Consider the following 15,038-nt stretch of genomic DNA (forward strand, 5'->3'; position numbering starts at 1 on the left):
CCCGGCCTGCCGCTCTGCTGGCATCATGCAAAAGCAAGCCATTTTCCAGTCAAGGCTGTTGCCGTACGCGCTGGTTGCGCCGCAGCTCGCGATCGTCCTGATTTTCTTCTATTGGCCGGCCCTGCAAGCGGTGATCCAGTCCTTCCTGCTCCAGGATGCGTTTGGGCTGTCGACCACCTTTGTCTGGTTCGAAAATTACATCGAGCTGTTCAAGGACGCGGCTTATTTCGAGGCGATCGTCCGAACGTTCTTCTTCTCGTTCGCGATCGCCGTCTCGTCGCTGTCCTTCGCGCTGCTGCTCGCCGTGATGGCGGACAAGCCGCTGCGTGGCTCGATGCTCTACCGCACGCTGCTAATCTGGCCCTATGCGGTGGCGCCGCCGGTCGTCGGCGTGCTCTGGATCTTCATGCTGCATCCCTCGCTCGGCGTGCTCTCGCGCTATCTACGCAATATGGGCATCGACTGGAATCCGCTGCTCGATGGCGACCAGGCCGCGGCGTTGATCATCCTCGCCGCCGCCTGGAAACAGATCTCCTATAATTTCCTGTTCTTCCTCGCCGGCCTGCAGGCGATCCCGAAGAGCGTGTTCGAGGCCGCCGCGATCGACGGCGCCCGTCCGATGCGGCGGTTCTGGACCGTGACCTTCCCGCTGCTGTCGCCGACCATCTTCTTCCTGCTGGTGGTCAACATCGTCTACGCCTTCTTCGACACGTTCGGCATCATCGACACCATGACCCGCGGCGGTCCGGGAACGTCGACGGTCACGCTGGTCTACAAGGTCTATTCCGACGGACTGCTCGGCGGCAATCTCGGCAGCTCGGCGGCGCAGTCGGTGATCCTGATGGTCATGGTCATCGTGCTCACCGGAATCCAGTTCCGCTTCGTCGAACGCAAGGTGACCTACTGATGGTCGAGGAAGAGGGCTTCCGGCGCTACATCGCCCATATCATCCTCTGGATCGGGATCGCGATCGTCGCCTTCCCGGTCTACATCGCGTTCGTCGCCTCGACGCAGGACAACGCGCTGATCGCCAACGGGCAGATGTCGCTGCTGCCGGGCGGTCATTTCTTCGAGGTCTACTACCAGACCATTTTCGTCGGCACGAGCGGCTCGACCCGCGAGCCCGTCGGCAACATGATGCTGAACTCCCTGGTGATGGCGCTGCTGATCGCAGTCGGCAAGATCTCGATCTCTATCATCTCGGCTTATGCGATCGTCTATTTCCGCTTTCCGTTCCGGATGCCGATCTTCTGGATCATCTTCATCACGCTGATGCTGCCGGTCGAGGTGCGCATCTATCCGACCTACAAGATCGTCGCTGATCTCCACATGCTCGACAGCTACGCCGGCCTGTCGCTGCCGCTGATCGCCTCGGCCACCGCGACGCTGCTGTTCCGCCAGTTCTTCATGACCGTGCCGGACGAGCTGCTGGAGGCCTCCCGCATCGACGGCGCCGGTCCCCTGCGCTTCTTTTGGGATACGCTGCTGCCGCTGTCGCGCACCAACATGGCGGCGCTGTTCGTGATCCTCTTCATCCTCGGCTGGAATCAATATCTCTGGCCGCTGCTGATCACCACCCGCGACGACATGCAGACCATCCAGGTCGGCATCCGCAAGATGATCACCACCACCGACGCGCTGACCGAATGGCCGATCGTGATGGCGACCGCCGTGCTGGCGATGCTGCCGCCGGTGTTCGTCGTCGTAGCGATGCAGAAATTATTCGTGCGCGGACTCGTGGAGACGGAAAAGTAAATCTCATGGCTAACGTCACCCTGCGCAACGTCCGCAAGACCTATCCCGGCGGCTTCGAGGCCATCAAGGGCGTCAACGTCGATGTCGGCGACGGACAATTCTGCGTGCTGGTCGGCCCATCCGGCTGCGGCAAGTCGACATTGCTGCGCATGGTCGCAGGCCTCGAAACCGTCACCGGCGGCGAGATCGACATCGGCGGCCGCATCGTCAACCAGATCGAGCCCGCCGACCGCGACATCGCCATGGTGTTCCAGAACTACGCGCTCTATCCGCATATGAGCGTCTTCAACAACATGGCCTACGGCCTGCGCAACCGCGGCATGAAGGAGGCCGAGGTCAAGAGCCGCGTCGACGAAGCCGCGCGCGTGCTCGAGCTCACGTCGATGCTGGAGCGCAAGCCGCGCCAGCTCTCCGGCGGCCAGCGCCAGCGCGTCGCCATGGGCCGCGCCATCGTGCGCCAGCCGAAAGTATTTCTGTTCGACGAGCCGCTGTCCAATCTCGACGCCAAACTCCGCATCGCGATGCGGGTCGAGATCCGCAAATTGCAGCGCCGGCTCAACACCACGTCGATCTACGTCACCCACGACCAGCTCGAGGCGATGACGCTTGCCGACATTCTCGTCGTGATGAATGGCGGCCAGGTCGAGCAGGTCGGCAATCCCCTGGCGATCTACGAAAAGCCGGCGACGACCTTCGTCGCCTCCTTCATCGGCGCGCCGCCGATGAATCTGATGTCGACGCGGCCCGAGGAGATCCGGTCGCAGCTCGCCGGCAGCGGCGCGGCTGACGCCGGAATCCTCGGCATCCGCCCGGAGGATTTCGTCATCACCGACCAGACGCCCGCCGACGGCGTCGTGTTGCCGCTCACCGTGGAAGCGATCGAGCGCGTCGGCGCCGAAACCTTCGTCTACGGCACGCGGGCTCAGGACGAGCAGCGCATCGCCGCCAACCCCGGCGAGCTGCCGCCCGGCGAGGTCATCGTGCGCATTCCCGGCTCAGAGGCGCCGCCGATCGGCGAGAAGATCCGCGTCGCAGCAATGCGCCAAAAGCTGCATCTGTTCAGCGGCGACGGCCGGACGCGGATCGAGGCCTGACCGGTTCCAGGGGGCCGTCGATTAAAAAACTGCGAAAACAACCCCATGCACAGTAGAAGGGGGTTTGTTTTCGTTGAGAGAATTCGGCCGGCTAACTCGTCGTCATGCCCGGGCTTGTCCCGGGCATCCACGTTCTTCACGCGCGAGTAAAGGTCGTGGATGGCCGGGACAAGCCCGGCCATGACGATGCGGAAGCAACGGTGCACGTAAGCGGAAATGGCCCATCCACAGCCCCCGGCTACGTCCTTGAACCTACACGCGGATATGCCCATATTGCTGATCAAGGGGTGCCTGTACGGGCCCTGATGCACCAAAGTCGCTTCGAGAGGACTTTGTAAACTATGTCTCGTGTTCCCACGCTTTCCAGTCCGTTCCTTCTGGGCTTCGACGAGATCGAGCGCGTGCTCGATCGGGTCGTCAAAGGCGCCGACGGTTACCCTCCCTACAATATCGAGAGGTGCGACCGATCGGAGGGCCAGCCCGAGCGTTTGCGGATCACGCTGGCGGTCGCCGGATTCACCCGCGACCAACTCGATGTAACCATTGAAGAAAACCAGCTCGTCATTCGCGGACGGCAGCAGGACGACAAGACCCGGCAATACATCCATCGCGGCATCGCCGCGCGCCACTTCCAGCGCACTTTCGTGCTGGCGGAGGGGATGCTGGTGCTGGGTGCGGATCTGAAGAACGGATTGCTGGCGATCGATCTTGCCCGGCCGGAACCGGAGAGGATCGTTAAGACAATCGCTATCAATGAGCACGAATAATGGAACGAGTAGCGGACTCGACCGCTTAGTTTCTGTGAAGGAGTCGAGACCATGAGTGAAGGTCACGTTGCGTTCGAATACGAAGCCAAGAACGTCTCGCCAGAGACGCTGGCAACCCTCGGCGAAGGCCATATCGCCTATGTGAAGCAGATCCGCTCCGAGGATGTGCCGGGCCTGTTTCCCGAAGCGCCGAAGATCGCGCCGGGCCTCAAGCTCTTCGCGCTCCACGCCGCCGACGGCACGCCGATCATGCTGACCGACAGCCGCGAAGCCGCGATCGCCAACGCCTGGAGCAATGAGCTGCAAGCGGTGAGCGTGCACTGAGCACGCGCGCGTCGCATCAATAGAGTTTCAAGAGGGCATGCCTTCGAAGGAAGGCGTGCCCGTTTTTATTCGACGACGGATCGCTGCAATCTCCCCGTCATTGCGAGCGAAGCGAAGCAATCCAGAATCTCTCCGTGGAGACATTCTGGGTTGCTTCGTCGCTGTGATCCTCGCAATGACGGAGTGTGAGGCTAAGGCGTGCCCTGCTCTCGTGTTCCGGACGCGGAGACGCTTACGCTGCGGTCGCCGGCGGCAGCGCGAGCACCGAATAGATCGCCTGGGCGTCGCGCGAGGCGCGGAGCTTTTTGGCGATGTCCTGGTCGCGCAGCAGGCGGGCGATGCGGGCGAGCGCCTTGAGGTGATCGGCGCCGGCGCCTTCGGGGGCGAGCAGCAGGAAGACGAGATCGACCGGCTGGCCGTCCATCGATTCGAAATCGATCGGACGATCGAGGCGCGCGAACAGGCCGAAAATCTTTTCCAGCTTGGGCAGCTTGCCGTGGGGGATGGCGACGCCGTAGCCGACCGCGGTGGTGCCGAGCTTCTCGCGTTGCAGGAGCACCTCGAACACGGAACGCTCGTTCTGCCCGGTCAGCTCGGCGGCCTTGGCCGCGAGTTCCTGAAGCGCCTGCTTCTTGCTGTTGACCTTCAATGCCGGGAGAATCGCCTCGGGCGCGACCAGATCGGTAATCGGCATGGAAGTCTTCCGAGGTGAATGAAAACGTCAGGTTCCGAATTGGCCAGCCTGGACAAAGAACCTGGGCGGGCCGACGTCGAGAAGTTGAAGCAGGAGGCGGACTTAGCTCGCCCCTGATGTGGGGGGCTTCTACTCCAACGCAATCCCGGTGCCAACTCCCGCGTGCAGCTTTGCCCCGGTCATTGTTAAGGCCGAAAGGGGCCCCGGCGCGGAGCCCCAGGGCCGTCGCCCGACGGCCTCACGCCTTGCCGTCCTTGCCGTCCGCCTTGGTGCCCGGGGGGTCGATCCAGCCGACATTGCCGTCGGCCCGGCGGTAGATGATGTTCACCCGACCCGAGGAACCGTGCTGAAAGACCAGGCAAGGCGCCCCGCTGAGGTCGAGTTCCATGACCGCTTCGCTGACGGACAGCGGCTTCAGCGAGGTGGTGGCCTCGGCGATGATGACGGGGCTGTAGCCGGTGATCTCGTCCTCGTCCTCTCCCTCGCCCGGTGCCTCCAGCACGTAGCTCGTGGCATCCATGGCGGCCAGCGCCGCGGAGGCGACATGGGCCTTGCGGGCGGAGCGGTCCTTGAGCCGGCTCTTGTAGCGCTTGAGCCGCTTCTCGATCATCAGCAGCGCCTGGTCGGCACTGGCATAGGCGTCCGGTGCGTTCGAATCGGCCTCGAGCGTAATTCCCGAATCAAGATGCAGCGCACAGTCGGTGCGGAAGCCGAAGCCGTCCTTGCTCAGCGTGATGTGACCGGAGTAGTTGCCGTCGAAATATTTGCGCAGAACCTCTTCAGTCCGGTCGGTGACGCGGCCGCGCAGGGCCTCGCCGACATTGACGCTCTTTCCCGAGATGCGGAGAGTCATGTGAACCTCGCTTGGTTCGTGCCTGGCCTGGATTTGGGCCCGATAGCAGATCGAGAGTAGCGCGATTTGGCGCCGGCGCAATCAGGCCGGTTCGGGATTGCGGGAGCGATCGGCCATGGCGGTGGAGAGGACGTTACCAAGAGCGCTCTGCTTGTCGCGACGGCGTTGCACCGAGGAAGGAATGCGCATGGCTTCGCGGTACTTCGCGACCGTGCGGCGGGCGATATCAATGCCCGAGCCGCGCAAGCGTTCCACGATGGTGTCGTCGGACAGGATCGCGGACGGCGCCTCCGCATCGATCAGCTGCTTGATGTGATGGCGCACGGCTTCGGCCGAATGCGCCTCGCCGCCATCGGCCGAAGCGATCGAGGCCGTGAAGAAATATTTCAGCTCGAACGTGCCGCGATTGGTCGCCATGTATTTGTTGGCGGTGACGCGCGACACCGTGGATTCATGCATCTGGATGGCGTCGGCGACGGCCTTCAGATTCAGCGGTCGCAGATGCGCCACGCCATGGGTGAAGAAGCCGTCCTGCTGGCGCACGATCTCGGTTGCGACTTTCAGGATGGTGCGGGCACGCTGGTCGAGCGCGCGCACCAGCCAGGTCGCGTTCTGAAGCGCGTCGGTGAAATAGGATTTGTCGCCGTCCTTGCCGATCTTCTTCGAGAGCTGCGAATAGTAGGTCTGGTTGACCAGCACGCGCGGCAAGGTGTCGCTGTTGAGCTCGACATGCCAGCCGCCGTCGGGACCCGGCCGGACATAGACATCGGGCACCATGGTCTGCAGCCGGGCCGAGCCGAACTTCATGCCGGGCTTGGGATTGAGCCGGCGGATCTCGCCGATCATGTCGGCAATGTCCTCGTCGTCGACGCCGCAGACCTTGCGCAAGGCTCCGATGTCGCGCTTGGCGAGGAGGTCGAGATGCTCGACCAGGGCCTGCATCGCGGGATCGTAGCGGTCGAGCTCGCGGAGCTGGATCGCCAGGCATTCGCTCAAATTGCGCGCGCAGACGCCGGGAGGATCGAATTTCTGCAGCACGGCAAGAACGCTCTCGACGTCCTGTTGCGACGCGCCCAGCCGTTCGGCGGCCTGGCCGAGATCCGGGGGCAGATAGCCGGCCTCGTCGACGAGGTCGATCAAATACTGGCCGATCATGCGCTGCGCGGCCCCGGTGAAGGCGACCGAGAGCTGCTCGGCGAGATGGTCGCCGAGCGTGATCTCGGCAGCGACGAAGGCTTCGAGATTGTAGTCCTCGTCACCGGAGGCGCCGCCGCCCCATTCGGTATAGGTGGTCGGCGCCGCATCCTGGGCGTTGCGGGCAGCCGCCTCGGCGGGTTCCTCGGAGAAGACGTTGTCCAGACCGGTGTCCATGGTCTGCTCGATCTCGGCGCGGGTGCCGAGATCCTTGCTCATCCACTCTTCCTGGCCGGGCTCGAAGGCTTCGCCCGGGCCGCCGCCGGGCTCGTCGTTGTGGCCGCCGTCGCTATCGTTGAACTGCCCGGTCTCGGCCGGGCCCTCGCCGGCGGGCGGCTCGTCATTGGCCCGTTCCAGCAGCGGGTTACGCTCGAGTTCCTCTTCGACGAACGTCGTGAGATCGAGATTGGACAATTGCAGCAGCTTGATCGCCTGCATCAACTGCGGCGTCATGACCAGCGACTGCGATTGCCGGAACTCTAATCTCTGCGAAAGCGCCATGAAGCAAGAACCGATCCCAAAAAGTTGGTCCGATTTTTGCTTATCCTAGTCCAAGCCCGATGTACACGTCTTGACGAAATGGAAAAACGGGCTAGAGGCGGAATTCCTCGCCAAGGTAAAGGCGGCGCACGTCCGGATCGGCGACGATCTCATCCGGGCTCCCCTCGGTGAGGATTTCACCGGCATAGACGATGTAGGCGCGATCGGTAAGGCCAAGCGTCTCGCGCACATTGTGGTCGGTGATCAGCACGCCGATGCCGCGGTTGGTGAGGTGGCGGACGAGGTCCTGGATATCGCCGACCGCGATCGGATCGATGCCGGCAAAGGGCTCGTCGAGCAGCATGTAGTTCGGGCGCGTCGCCAGCGCGCGCGCGATCTCGACGCGGCGCCGCTCGCCGCCGGACAGCGCGATCGACGGCGATTTCCGCAGGCGCGTGATGTTGAATTCGTCGAGCAGCGAGTCGAGCTGCTGCTCGCGCTTCTTGCGCGAGGGCTCGACCACTTCGAGCACGGCGCGGATGTTCTGCTCGACGGTAAGGCCACGGAAGATCGAGGCTTCCTGCGGCAGATAGCCGATGCCGAGCCGCGCACGCTGATACATCGGCAGCTTGGTGACGTCGTGGCCGTCGAGCTCGATCGCACCGCGATCGGCCTTGATCAGGCCGGTGATCATGTAGAACACGGTGGTCTTGCCGGCGCCGTTGGGGCCGAGCAGGCCGACCGCTTCGCCGCGGCGCACATAGATGCTGACGCCGCGCACGACCTGGCGGCTGCCAAAACTCTTTTCCACGCTATGCACAGCCAGGAAGCCCGGCCGCTTCAAGAGCTGAGGCCCGCCCGCGCCGTTGGGCCTGCCGGCGGCCCTCACGGGGTGAACCGCCTGGGCCCGGGGCTGCTCGGCCTGATAGTCGCCTTGGAACTGATCGGGTGCATGCATCGGCTGGTTACGGGCGATCGGCGGCGCGTCCCGTACGGGACTGGCCACGAGACCACCGACGCTGTCACCGAGTGCGGTGATGTCCTGGCGCGCAAATCCTGGCCGGCCGCGTTTGGCGGGGCGCCGACGGAACATGCTGAAGAGATCGACCATCCCCGCCTTCTAGCCTTTCGCGACGATCCTGCGCGGTCTTCGCGCGATCTGCCGCGCCGGCCTCAGGATTCGCCGACGCAGCATGAATGAAGGGATGTCTCATGCCCAGTGAAACACGCCCGAAGAGCGGCGGACCCCGCTTCGAAAGCCCTTCGCGCTAGATACAGTCTCGGCGGGCAAGCTTCAACCTCGGATCGGGAGTGATCGACCCAAGCGTCTGAAATCATTCCTCTAATTTACTTTGACTGACTTCAGCTCATTTGGGCTTGGTTGCGCCAGGCAATTGCAGAGGTCCCGCATTGGGCTTGGCCGCGCCTCCGGATCCGCAATCATTGCCGCCGCCCTGCGGCAGCAGCGCCTGCACCCGGCCGCTGTCGGATTCCACACGCGACACGCCGGTGGTCATGTCGACCGCCAGCCGGTCGCCACGCAGTACGTTCTTGCACTGCGTCAAGACGACGCCGCCAAGCATGGTGATGAGGTTGGTCCTGGTGTCGAACACGGCAGTCTCGCCCGTCACCACCTGGTCCTTCTGGGTGACGACGACATTGCCGCGCGCCTCCAGCCGCTTGATCGAGGAGTTCCCCCCCGGCCCCGGCGTCGCCGACTGCATCGGCGCCCCCTTTGCCGACTTCGCCGCAGGCTGCGGCGCGGCCGGCTTGTCGCCGCCCGAATCGTAAAACACCACCAGCGTCTTCGAGGTCATGGTGGTGTCGCCCTGAATGACCTTCACATTGCCGGAGAAGGTCGCCTCCTTCTTCTTGTCGCGCATCTCGAGCGAGGCGGCTTCGATCTGGATCGGCTGATCGCGGTTCTGCGAGAAGCCCTGCATCGCGTTGGGCACGCCTTGCATCGTGCTCTGCGCGCTTGCCGCACCTGTTGCGACCAGTGCGATGCCGACGGCGAGCGCGGCCGCACCAGGGATGACGCGCCGCTTGTCGTCGTTGCGCGGAAAAAACCTGATCATGAAAATCACTTTGAATTGGCGGACTTGTTCTGGGGCGTACGTGTCTTCGCTGGCGACGCGGGCTCGGCCGGCGCAGGCTGAGCGGCGGCGGGGTCGTCCAGCTTGTCGAGGTGCATCACCACATTGCCTTCGAAGCGGATGACGTCGCCGCCTTCCGTGATCCGCAGCCGATCCGCGGTCAGCGTTCCGTTGGTCAGCTTGACGTCGACATGCTCATCCGAGGAGACCGTGCCCTTGCCCATGTCGACGAAAGCCGAGTTCAGCCGCGCCTCGTAACCTGTCGAAGTGCGCAGGAAGATGTCTTTGTGCAGGTCGAGCTGCTGCTGCTTGTTGTCGAACCTTCCGGTGCGGGCATCGAGGAACAGGGTCGATTGGTCTTCCATCAGCACCTTCGCGCGCAAATCATGGAGATCGACATGATCGGGATCGGTGATGTCCTGGGTCGCGGTCTTGGCCCAGAGCTCGTAGGGCCGTTGGTCCGGCGTGAAGCCGGACATGTGCGGTGATTCCATCGTGATCTTGGTGCCTGTCACCACGAGATTTCCGGAGTCGAGCTTCACGGGAATCTGGAACGGGTTGAAGATGGTCGAGATGAGGACGAGCAGACCCATTGCCGCAGCCACTGTCGCCGGCACCGCGATGCGTAGAATCCGCACCAGGCGGCTGTGGCGCGCCGCGCTGGCGAACTTCGCCGCAAGCGCGGCATCATAGGTGACATTATGGGCCGAATTCACCTGGGCTCCTGAGGTGTCGCTCGCCTTGTCCGGTTGGCGGGCGCCCCATTGTAGCCGGCAACGCCAAAATATGCAGCCTGCGACAGGCCGTTACGAAAGTGTCTGAAACGGGGCGACCGCCCAATCCGGCCGCCACGCGAAAGCCTAGGAATGCGCGAAAATGTCCTCTTCAGCCCAGCCCTGGAGATCGAGCAGGGCGCGGGTCGGCAGGAAGTCGAAACAGGCTTTGGCCAGCGCGGTGCGACCTTCGCGCACCAGCATGGCATCGAGCCGCTCGCGCAAGCCGTGCAGATGCAGCACGTCGGAAGCGGCGTAGGCGAGCTGCGGCTCGGTCAGGCTGTCGGAACCCCAATCGCTCGATTGCTGCTGCTTGGAGAGGTCGACATTGAGCACCTCGCGCACGAGGTCCTTGAGGCCATGGCGGTCGGTATAGGTGCGGATCAGGCGGGAGGCGATCTTGGTGCAGTAGATCGGCCCGGTCATGACACCAAACGTCTGGTACAGCACCGCGACGTCGAACCGCGCAAAGTGGAAGATTTTCGTGTTGGCGGAATTGGCCAGCAGGGCCTTCAGATTCGGCGCGTCGGTATGCCCTTTGGGGATCTGCACCACGTCTGCGCTGCCGTCGCCGGGCGAGAGCTGCACCACGCAGAGCCGGTCGCGGTGCGGGTTCAGGCCCATGGTCTCGGTGTCGATCGCCACCGCTCCGGTGTAGCGGGACAGATCGGGCAGGTCGCCGCGGTGCAGGCGTACGGTCATGGCGTTTCAAACCTCAATCGAATCGATGCGCCTAGGCAGGCTAATCCCCGGGACAGATGCTGGCGAGGGCCGGCCGCGATGTATCCGCTGGCAGCTGCCGGCGCAAGCGTCAGGCGCGGCTAGTAATTCAGGCGTACGAGTACGTCGTTGACGTCGAAGGGGCTGGCGGGCGCATCGCAAGCGCCGCGGCGCGCGAAGACGCAGGCCGGCTTGTCATCGTTCATTGTCGCGCAACTTCGTGGCGAGAAATCCGCCGGCAATTCGCTGGCCAGGCTCGCCGGGCCGATGATGCGGTTGAACCCGGCCTGGTGCGTCTGCACCACAGCCGGAAGTCGTCCCTTTGCCAGGGGGTCGTCCCGATAAAAGGAATAGATCGGCTTGCGGGCCGCGAGCTGCCCACGTCCGGGCACAAAGGGATAGTTGATGGCGTAGAGGGCCAGACCGCAGAACTCCGGATCGACCTCGAGCTCCGCCATCAACTGGGCCACGCCGATGCCGCGCATCCAGTTGTCGCGCATGATGAGCGTAGCGCCCGACAGACCGAGGGAGAGCAGCAGCCAGCCGCCACATACGACGGCAAGTGCCCGGGAGCGCCACGCGCTTTGCCGGCGCATCATCTGGACCCAATCGGCGGAGCCAAGCGCCGCAGCGATGATCAGCAGCACGATCGACAGGAAAATGAAACGGTATTCCTTGTGCACGATCACGCTGTGAAACCCGACGTTCACGACGGCCGCGACGATCAGCAGGGGTGCATGTCGCCAGCCGCGCCAGAGCGCCAGCAGCATCAGCAGCGTCGTGCCCGACCACAGAATTGAAGCCTGCAGAACGTACGCGGCCGCCGGCGCGTCACCGAATTCCGATGCGCGGTCATGCAGGAGGTTTTGCTGAATATTCTGGACGAGCCACGCAAACGGCGCTGAGCCGTGAATCAGGTCGAGGGCGCCGGACAGCACCAGGACGACGCATGCGCCCGTGACCAGCGCGATCGCGTTTCGCAGGTCGCGCCAGCACGCCGCCAACGCAAACACCGCGCAAGCCGGCACATATTGAAAGCGCCAGACACAGGCGAGAGCAAGCAGTGCACCTGCGGTGAAGAGCCGGTTTCGCGCCAGCTCGCCCGTCAGCAGATAAGCCGCCGGCAGGATCACGGCCGTCGCCAGCGGTTCGCTCAGCGTGTGGGGCGCGTAGTAGACCAGCTCGAACCAGACCGCGGCGGCAAACGCCGCGACGACGGCATGCGACCTGGAGATGCGTTCGCCGAAATGCCAGGCGGTCGCGACGATCGACAGCGAGGCAAGCCCGACCACCAGGCGAGGCACGACGAAGGCGCCCCACCCGCCCGGCGCAAGCCAGTCGCCCAGAGCGACCGGCCCCGCGAACAAGGTCGGCAGAAACCAGCTCCGGATGCCGTCGCGCCATTCCCAGGTGACGACCCCCTGGTGGCCGAGCAGGCGCCAGGCCGGCTCCAGATATTGATACAGCTCGTCGACGTGAACGATGTTGGGCCAGAAGGCGAGCGGCAGCCGGACTACTGCGGCCAGCAGCAGCAATGCGCACAAGGCGCCGTACCGCGTCGCGAAGCTCTCGGCCTTGACGGCGGGTGCGATGGCGGGCAGAGCTGCGGTGCTCGTCGTCATTGTGTTTTGGCTTCGCCGGCCAAACCGGATTGCGGCCTGACGTAAACGGTCTCGTAGGCGCCGGTGTATTGCTCGCGCCAGCCTCGCCGCTCCACCAGGAACTGCCGCAGCTGTTGATGCGCCTTGACCCACAGCACGGCGTCGATCCGGTATTTGTCGAGCACCATGTCCCACGCGGGTTCGTCAATCGCCCAGCTTACCAGCTTGAAATAATCGCGCAGCAAATCGTCCGGATAGGCGGTCGCGGCGCGGCCATCGACGAACAGGGGGACGGTGCCGTGCGTCGCGAAAATCAGATAGCCGCCAACATTCCAATTGTTCAGGACCCGCGCACCTGTGAGATGCCTTTGCAGATAGCCGGCATCTTCGCGCGACAGCATCGTCGGAAGTGCGAGCGCCGGCGCAACGCGCAAGTAAGCCATCGGCAGGGTGCCGAGACCGACGATGCCCGCGGCCAGCAACGCTCCCCGCACGTCGCGACCAGTGAGACGCTCAGGCAGCAAGCGGCTGAGGTGAAGCGCCATCGGCGCGGTCGAGAAGATGAAGAAGAAGGCGATGTACCTGAATTGATACAGTCCCAGAATCAGGAACAGCCAGGACATCAATCTCGGCTCGAGCGGGATGGGTCTGGAGTTTCTGTAGCGGAGCTCGAGCGCGACGAAGGCCAGCATGTACAGGATGCCGGGAATGCTGCCCGGCATTTCCATGTTGTGATAGTAGGACAGCCATTCGCCGATATTGCCCTGGACGAAGTGCCCCATCGTCGCGCCGGCACCGGCATAGATAGTCCAGCCGAGCGGATTGACGAATGTCGCGGCAAGGCACGCGATCGCCGCGAGAGCAAGGATCCTGAGGTCGGCCCAGGCCCCTCTGAGCAAGGCGGCGCCGCAGAACACGCCAATCACCAGAAAGCCGAGCAGAAAACCACCGTGCAGATTGGCCCAGAGCACCATCAACACGGGAAGCACGAACCATCGCGTTCGTCTCAGGCATTCGCGATAGAAGACGACGCAGAACAGCATCGTGCATGTATTCGGCGAGACCGCGAGATACATGTTCGGCGAAGCTTCGTAAGCGGGATAGAGCAGGCAGGCCAAGAAGACCGAGACGCAGACTGCGATCGCCGACGCGCCGTAGCCAAGAGAGATCGCAGTCAGGATGCCGGCGATCGCTGCGCCACAGGCGACCGTCGACAGCACGAGGCCGCCGAAGCCTGTGTATTGAAACGTCGCACTGGCGAGCGCGTCCCAGAGCCAGGACAGATTGAGCCATGGCTTGTCGCCATGGGTGAACGACCACGGATCCTGGAGCGGGATGGCGTTGCGTTCCTGGATGAGATCTCCGGCCGCGAGATGCCAGCCCAGATCGTAGTGACCGAGCAGAAGCGGTGCGTTCAGGACGTAGAACAGGCAAATGAACGAGATCAGGAACAGATAAGTCCCCGATCTCAGGAAGAACGGGCTGATCGCGTTCGCAATCTTGTCGAATGCCGGCTCGTGCCAGACCTGGTGCTGATCCACCGCTTCCCTCACGACAAAGCGAGCCCGATGGCTCCGCGCTCGCCGACGGCCGGATGCGAGCCTGCCCGCTGACTTAGGGCCAGTTTGTCTAAAGTAGGGTAAATTCGGACGGTGCAATCGATGGGGTTTGGCGGAATGAAATTTGGCGCGACGGCGGGCTTCCGAGGCCGCTAAGCAGCTGTTTAGACTTGAAAGTTTCAGCGCCCAATAAAAGTTATTAGACATTGAACGGAGGGTCCGGCATGGCCGTGAGCGCCGATTTGGGAGAGACGCTCGAGAGCGTGATGAACGAACTCGTGGCGTCCGGCCGGTGCCGCCGTCATTGTTCGTCAGCGTAGCTCCTGTTCCACATTCAGGTGAACCAACGCTGGGCCTTCGATGACCAAATTTGCATGTATCACCTATTGGTCGAAAATCTCGTAAGTCAGGTCAAGGCGCATCAAAGGCATTGATTGGAGAGGGCGTAGCCGAAGCCGCATACCCCCTCGTGTTCCCTTCGCACTCGCCGTCCGGCCCTTCCGCCACACCCGCCGGTCTACCGTCTCGCTGAGCTTCATGCGCTCGCAGTGGTATTGTGTTTCATATTTTCGATGCGCCGAACAGAGATCTCCAATGAAGCTCAAACTTGCCGCCGCGATGCTCGCCGCAAGCCTCCCGCTCGCATCGATGGCTTTCGCCCAAGGCATCGCGCCAGCCGAACTTGCGGTGATCGATGGCTGCCTGAAGACCGCGGAGAAAACCGGCGGTTTCGGCGGCGCGTGCGTCGGGCTCGTCGCCGACCCCTGCATCAAAGCGGCAGAGGGCGCGAATGACGATGTCGCCAAATGGAAAGCCTGCGCGGCGCGCGAACTCGCCATTTGGACGCAGAAAACCAATGAGGCGCTAAAGAAGGTTCAGGCCGGCGGGTTCGCCGACGTGATCAAGGCGGTCAATGACTCGCAGAAAACTTTCGCCGCGTCGCGTGATCGCTTCTGCGCGGTCTTCGACAAGGTCGAGCCCGGCATGTACCCGGGCGACGCGAGCTACTGCCGCCTGCGCGAGACCGCGAACCGCTCGCTGAGCCTGATCAAGCTCGGCGCTGCGGTCAACGAGCACTAAGCCCTCTTAGGCGCTCGGGGTCATCAGCTTTGCCGACCTTTCGGCGCG

At 63.4% G+C, this 15,038-nt stretch carries 15 protein-coding genes; 6 read left to right on the plus strand and 9 right to left on the minus strand.

The features are described 5' to 3' along the window. Window positions 1–25 precede the first annotated feature (25 nt). The 5 genes from ugpA (at window position 26) to ABIB66_RS08060 (ending at window position 3,940) form a co-directional block, all read left to right on the plus strand. The gene (gene ugpA, locus ABIB66_RS08040) at window positions 26–907 is read left to right on the plus strand and encodes a sn-glycerol-3-phosphate ABC transporter permease UgpA (RefSeq protein ID WP_354200327.1); all 882 of its coding nucleotides are present in this window, start codon (window positions 26–28) and stop codon (window positions 905–907) included. After that, window positions 907–1,755: a sn-glycerol-3-phosphate ABC transporter permease UgpE gene (ugpE, locus tag ABIB66_RS08045; RefSeq protein WP_354205662.1), complete on the plus strand. Its 849-nt coding sequence runs from the start codon at window positions 907–909 to the stop codon at window positions 1,753–1,755. Before ugpA ends, ugpE begins: the two co-directional genes overlap by 1 nt. 5 nt (window positions 1,756–1,760) lie before the next feature. Continuing rightward, complete coding sequence (locus ABIB66_RS08050) at window positions 1,761–2,849, plus strand: sn-glycerol-3-phosphate import ATP-binding protein UgpC (protein ID WP_354205660.1); 1,089 nt, start codon at window positions 1,761–1,763, stop codon at window positions 2,847–2,849. Window positions 2,850–3,190: 341 nt separating this feature from the next. Next, the gene (locus tag ABIB66_RS08055; protein WP_007598583.1) at window positions 3,191–3,616 is read left to right on the plus strand and encodes an Hsp20 family protein; all 426 of its coding nucleotides are present in this window, start codon (window positions 3,191–3,193) and stop codon (window positions 3,614–3,616) included. Between the two features lie 51 nt (window positions 3,617–3,667). Beyond that, window positions 3,668–3,940, plus strand: coding sequence for a BQ00720 family protein (locus ABIB66_RS08060; protein ID WP_007598581.1), 273 nt, complete (start codon window positions 3,668–3,670; stop codon window positions 3,938–3,940). 232 nt (window positions 3,941–4,172) lie between these two features. On the opposite strand, the gene ptsN is transcribed toward ABIB66_RS08060, so the two are convergent. The 9 genes from ptsN to ABIB66_RS08105 all read right to left on the minus strand — a co-directional run bounded on the left by ptsN (window position 4,173) and on the right by ABIB66_RS08105 (window position 13,892). Continuing rightward, window positions 4,173–4,634, minus strand: a complete 462-nt coding sequence (gene ptsN, locus ABIB66_RS08065; protein WP_027514736.1) for a PTS IIA-like nitrogen regulatory protein PtsN — start codon at window positions 4,632–4,634, stop codon at window positions 4,173–4,175. A gap of 238 nt (window positions 4,635–4,872) precedes the next feature. Next, entirely contained in the window at window positions 4,873–5,487 is a 615-nt protein-coding gene (gene hpf / locus ABIB66_RS08070) for a ribosome hibernation-promoting factor, HPF/YfiA family (protein ID WP_275168865.1), read from the minus strand. A gap of 81 nt (window positions 5,488–5,568) precedes the next feature. Further along, window positions 5,569–7,182, minus strand: coding sequence for an RNA polymerase factor sigma-54 (gene rpoN / locus ABIB66_RS08075; RefSeq protein WP_354064311.1), 1,614 nt, complete (start codon window positions 7,180–7,182; stop codon window positions 5,569–5,571). A 91-nt stretch (window positions 7,183–7,273) separates the two neighbouring features. Further along, window positions 7,274–8,272 (minus strand): LPS export ABC transporter ATP-binding protein, encoded by a 999-nt coding sequence (gene lptB / locus ABIB66_RS08080; RefSeq protein ID WP_354064309.1) that lies wholly within the window; start codon window positions 8,270–8,272, stop codon window positions 7,274–7,276. A gap of 256 nt (window positions 8,273–8,528) precedes the next feature. Next, window positions 8,529–9,239: an LptA/OstA family protein gene (locus ABIB66_RS08085; RefSeq protein WP_354064307.1), complete on the minus strand. Its 711-nt coding sequence runs from the start codon at window positions 9,237–9,239 to the stop codon at window positions 8,529–8,531. A 5-nt stretch (window positions 9,240–9,244) separates the two neighbouring features. Further along, window positions 9,245–9,973, minus strand: coding sequence for an LPS export ABC transporter periplasmic protein LptC (gene lptC / locus ABIB66_RS08090; protein ID WP_354205657.1), 729 nt, complete (start codon window positions 9,971–9,973; stop codon window positions 9,245–9,247). A 144-nt stretch (window positions 9,974–10,117) separates the two neighbouring features. After that, on the minus strand, window positions 10,118–10,732 hold the full coding sequence (locus ABIB66_RS08095) for a ribonuclease D (RefSeq protein ID WP_275168874.1): 615 nt from the start codon (window positions 10,730–10,732) through the stop codon (window positions 10,118–10,120). A 119-nt stretch (window positions 10,733–10,851) separates the two neighbouring features. Continuing rightward, on the minus strand, window positions 10,852–12,285 hold the full coding sequence (locus ABIB66_RS08100) for a glycosyltransferase family protein (protein ID WP_354254669.1): 1,434 nt from the start codon (window positions 12,283–12,285) through the stop codon (window positions 10,852–10,854). A gap of 83 nt (window positions 12,286–12,368) precedes the next feature. Continuing rightward, window positions 12,369–13,892, minus strand: a complete 1,524-nt coding sequence (locus ABIB66_RS08105) for a hypothetical protein (protein ID WP_354205653.1) — start codon at window positions 13,890–13,892, stop codon at window positions 12,369–12,371. Between the two features lie 636 nt (window positions 13,893–14,528). Between ABIB66_RS08105 and ABIB66_RS08110 the strand changes: the two genes are divergently transcribed. Continuing rightward, window positions 14,529–14,990, plus strand: a complete 462-nt coding sequence (locus ABIB66_RS08110) for a lysozyme inhibitor LprI family protein (protein WP_354205651.1) — start codon at window positions 14,529–14,531, stop codon at window positions 14,988–14,990. The last annotated feature ends 48 nt before the right edge of the window (window positions 14,991–15,038 follow it).

This window comes from Bradyrhizobium sp. F1.13.3, from assembly GCF_040548265.1.
Lineage (GTDB): Bacteria > Pseudomonadota > Alphaproteobacteria > Rhizobiales > Xanthobacteraceae > Bradyrhizobium.

What these genes read in the sequence shown, in the direction of transcription:
- ugpA (WP_354200327.1), top strand. Translation starts at nt 26, where the DNA reads ATGCAAAAGCAAGCCATTTTCCAGTCAAGGCTGTTGCCGTACGCGCTG.
- ugpE (WP_354205662.1), top strand. Translation starts at nt 907, where the DNA reads ATGGTCGAGGAAGAGGGCTTCCGGCGCTACATCGCCCATATCATCCTC.
- ABIB66_RS08050 (WP_354205660.1), top strand. Translation starts at nt 1,761, where the DNA reads ATGGCTAACGTCACCCTGCGCAACGTCCGCAAGACCTATCCCGGCGGC.
- ABIB66_RS08055 (WP_007598583.1), top strand. Translation starts at nt 3,191, where the DNA reads ATGTCTCGTGTTCCCACGCTTTCCAGTCCGTTCCTTCTGGGCTTCGAC.
- ABIB66_RS08060 (WP_007598581.1), top strand. Translation starts at nt 3,668, where the DNA reads ATGAGTGAAGGTCACGTTGCGTTCGAATACGAAGCCAAGAACGTCTCG.
- ptsN (WP_027514736.1), bottom strand. Translation starts at nt 4,634, where the DNA reads ATGCCGATTACCGATCTGGTCGCGCCCGAGGCGATTCTCCCGGCATTG.
- hpf (WP_275168865.1), bottom strand. Translation starts at nt 5,487, where the DNA reads ATGACTCTCCGCATCTCGGGAAAGAGCGTCAATGTCGGCGAGGCCCTG.
- rpoN (WP_354064311.1), bottom strand. Translation starts at nt 7,182, where the DNA reads ATGGCGCTTTCGCAGAGATTAGAGTTCCGGCAATCGCAGTCGCTGGTC.
- lptB (WP_354064309.1), bottom strand. Translation starts at nt 8,272, where the DNA reads ATGGTCGATCTCTTCAGCATGTTCCGTCGGCGCCCCGCCAAACGCGGC.
- ABIB66_RS08085 (WP_354064307.1), bottom strand. Translation starts at nt 9,239, where the DNA reads ATGATCAGGTTTTTTCCGCGCAACGACGACAAGCGGCGCGTCATCCCT.
- ABIB66_RS08095 (WP_275168874.1), bottom strand. Translation starts at nt 10,732, where the DNA reads ATGACCGTACGCCTGCACCGCGGCGACCTGCCCGATCTGTCCCGCTAC.
- ABIB66_RS08110 (WP_354205651.1), top strand. Translation starts at nt 14,529, where the DNA reads ATGCTCGCCGCAAGCCTCCCGCTCGCATCGATGGCTTTCGCCCAAGGC.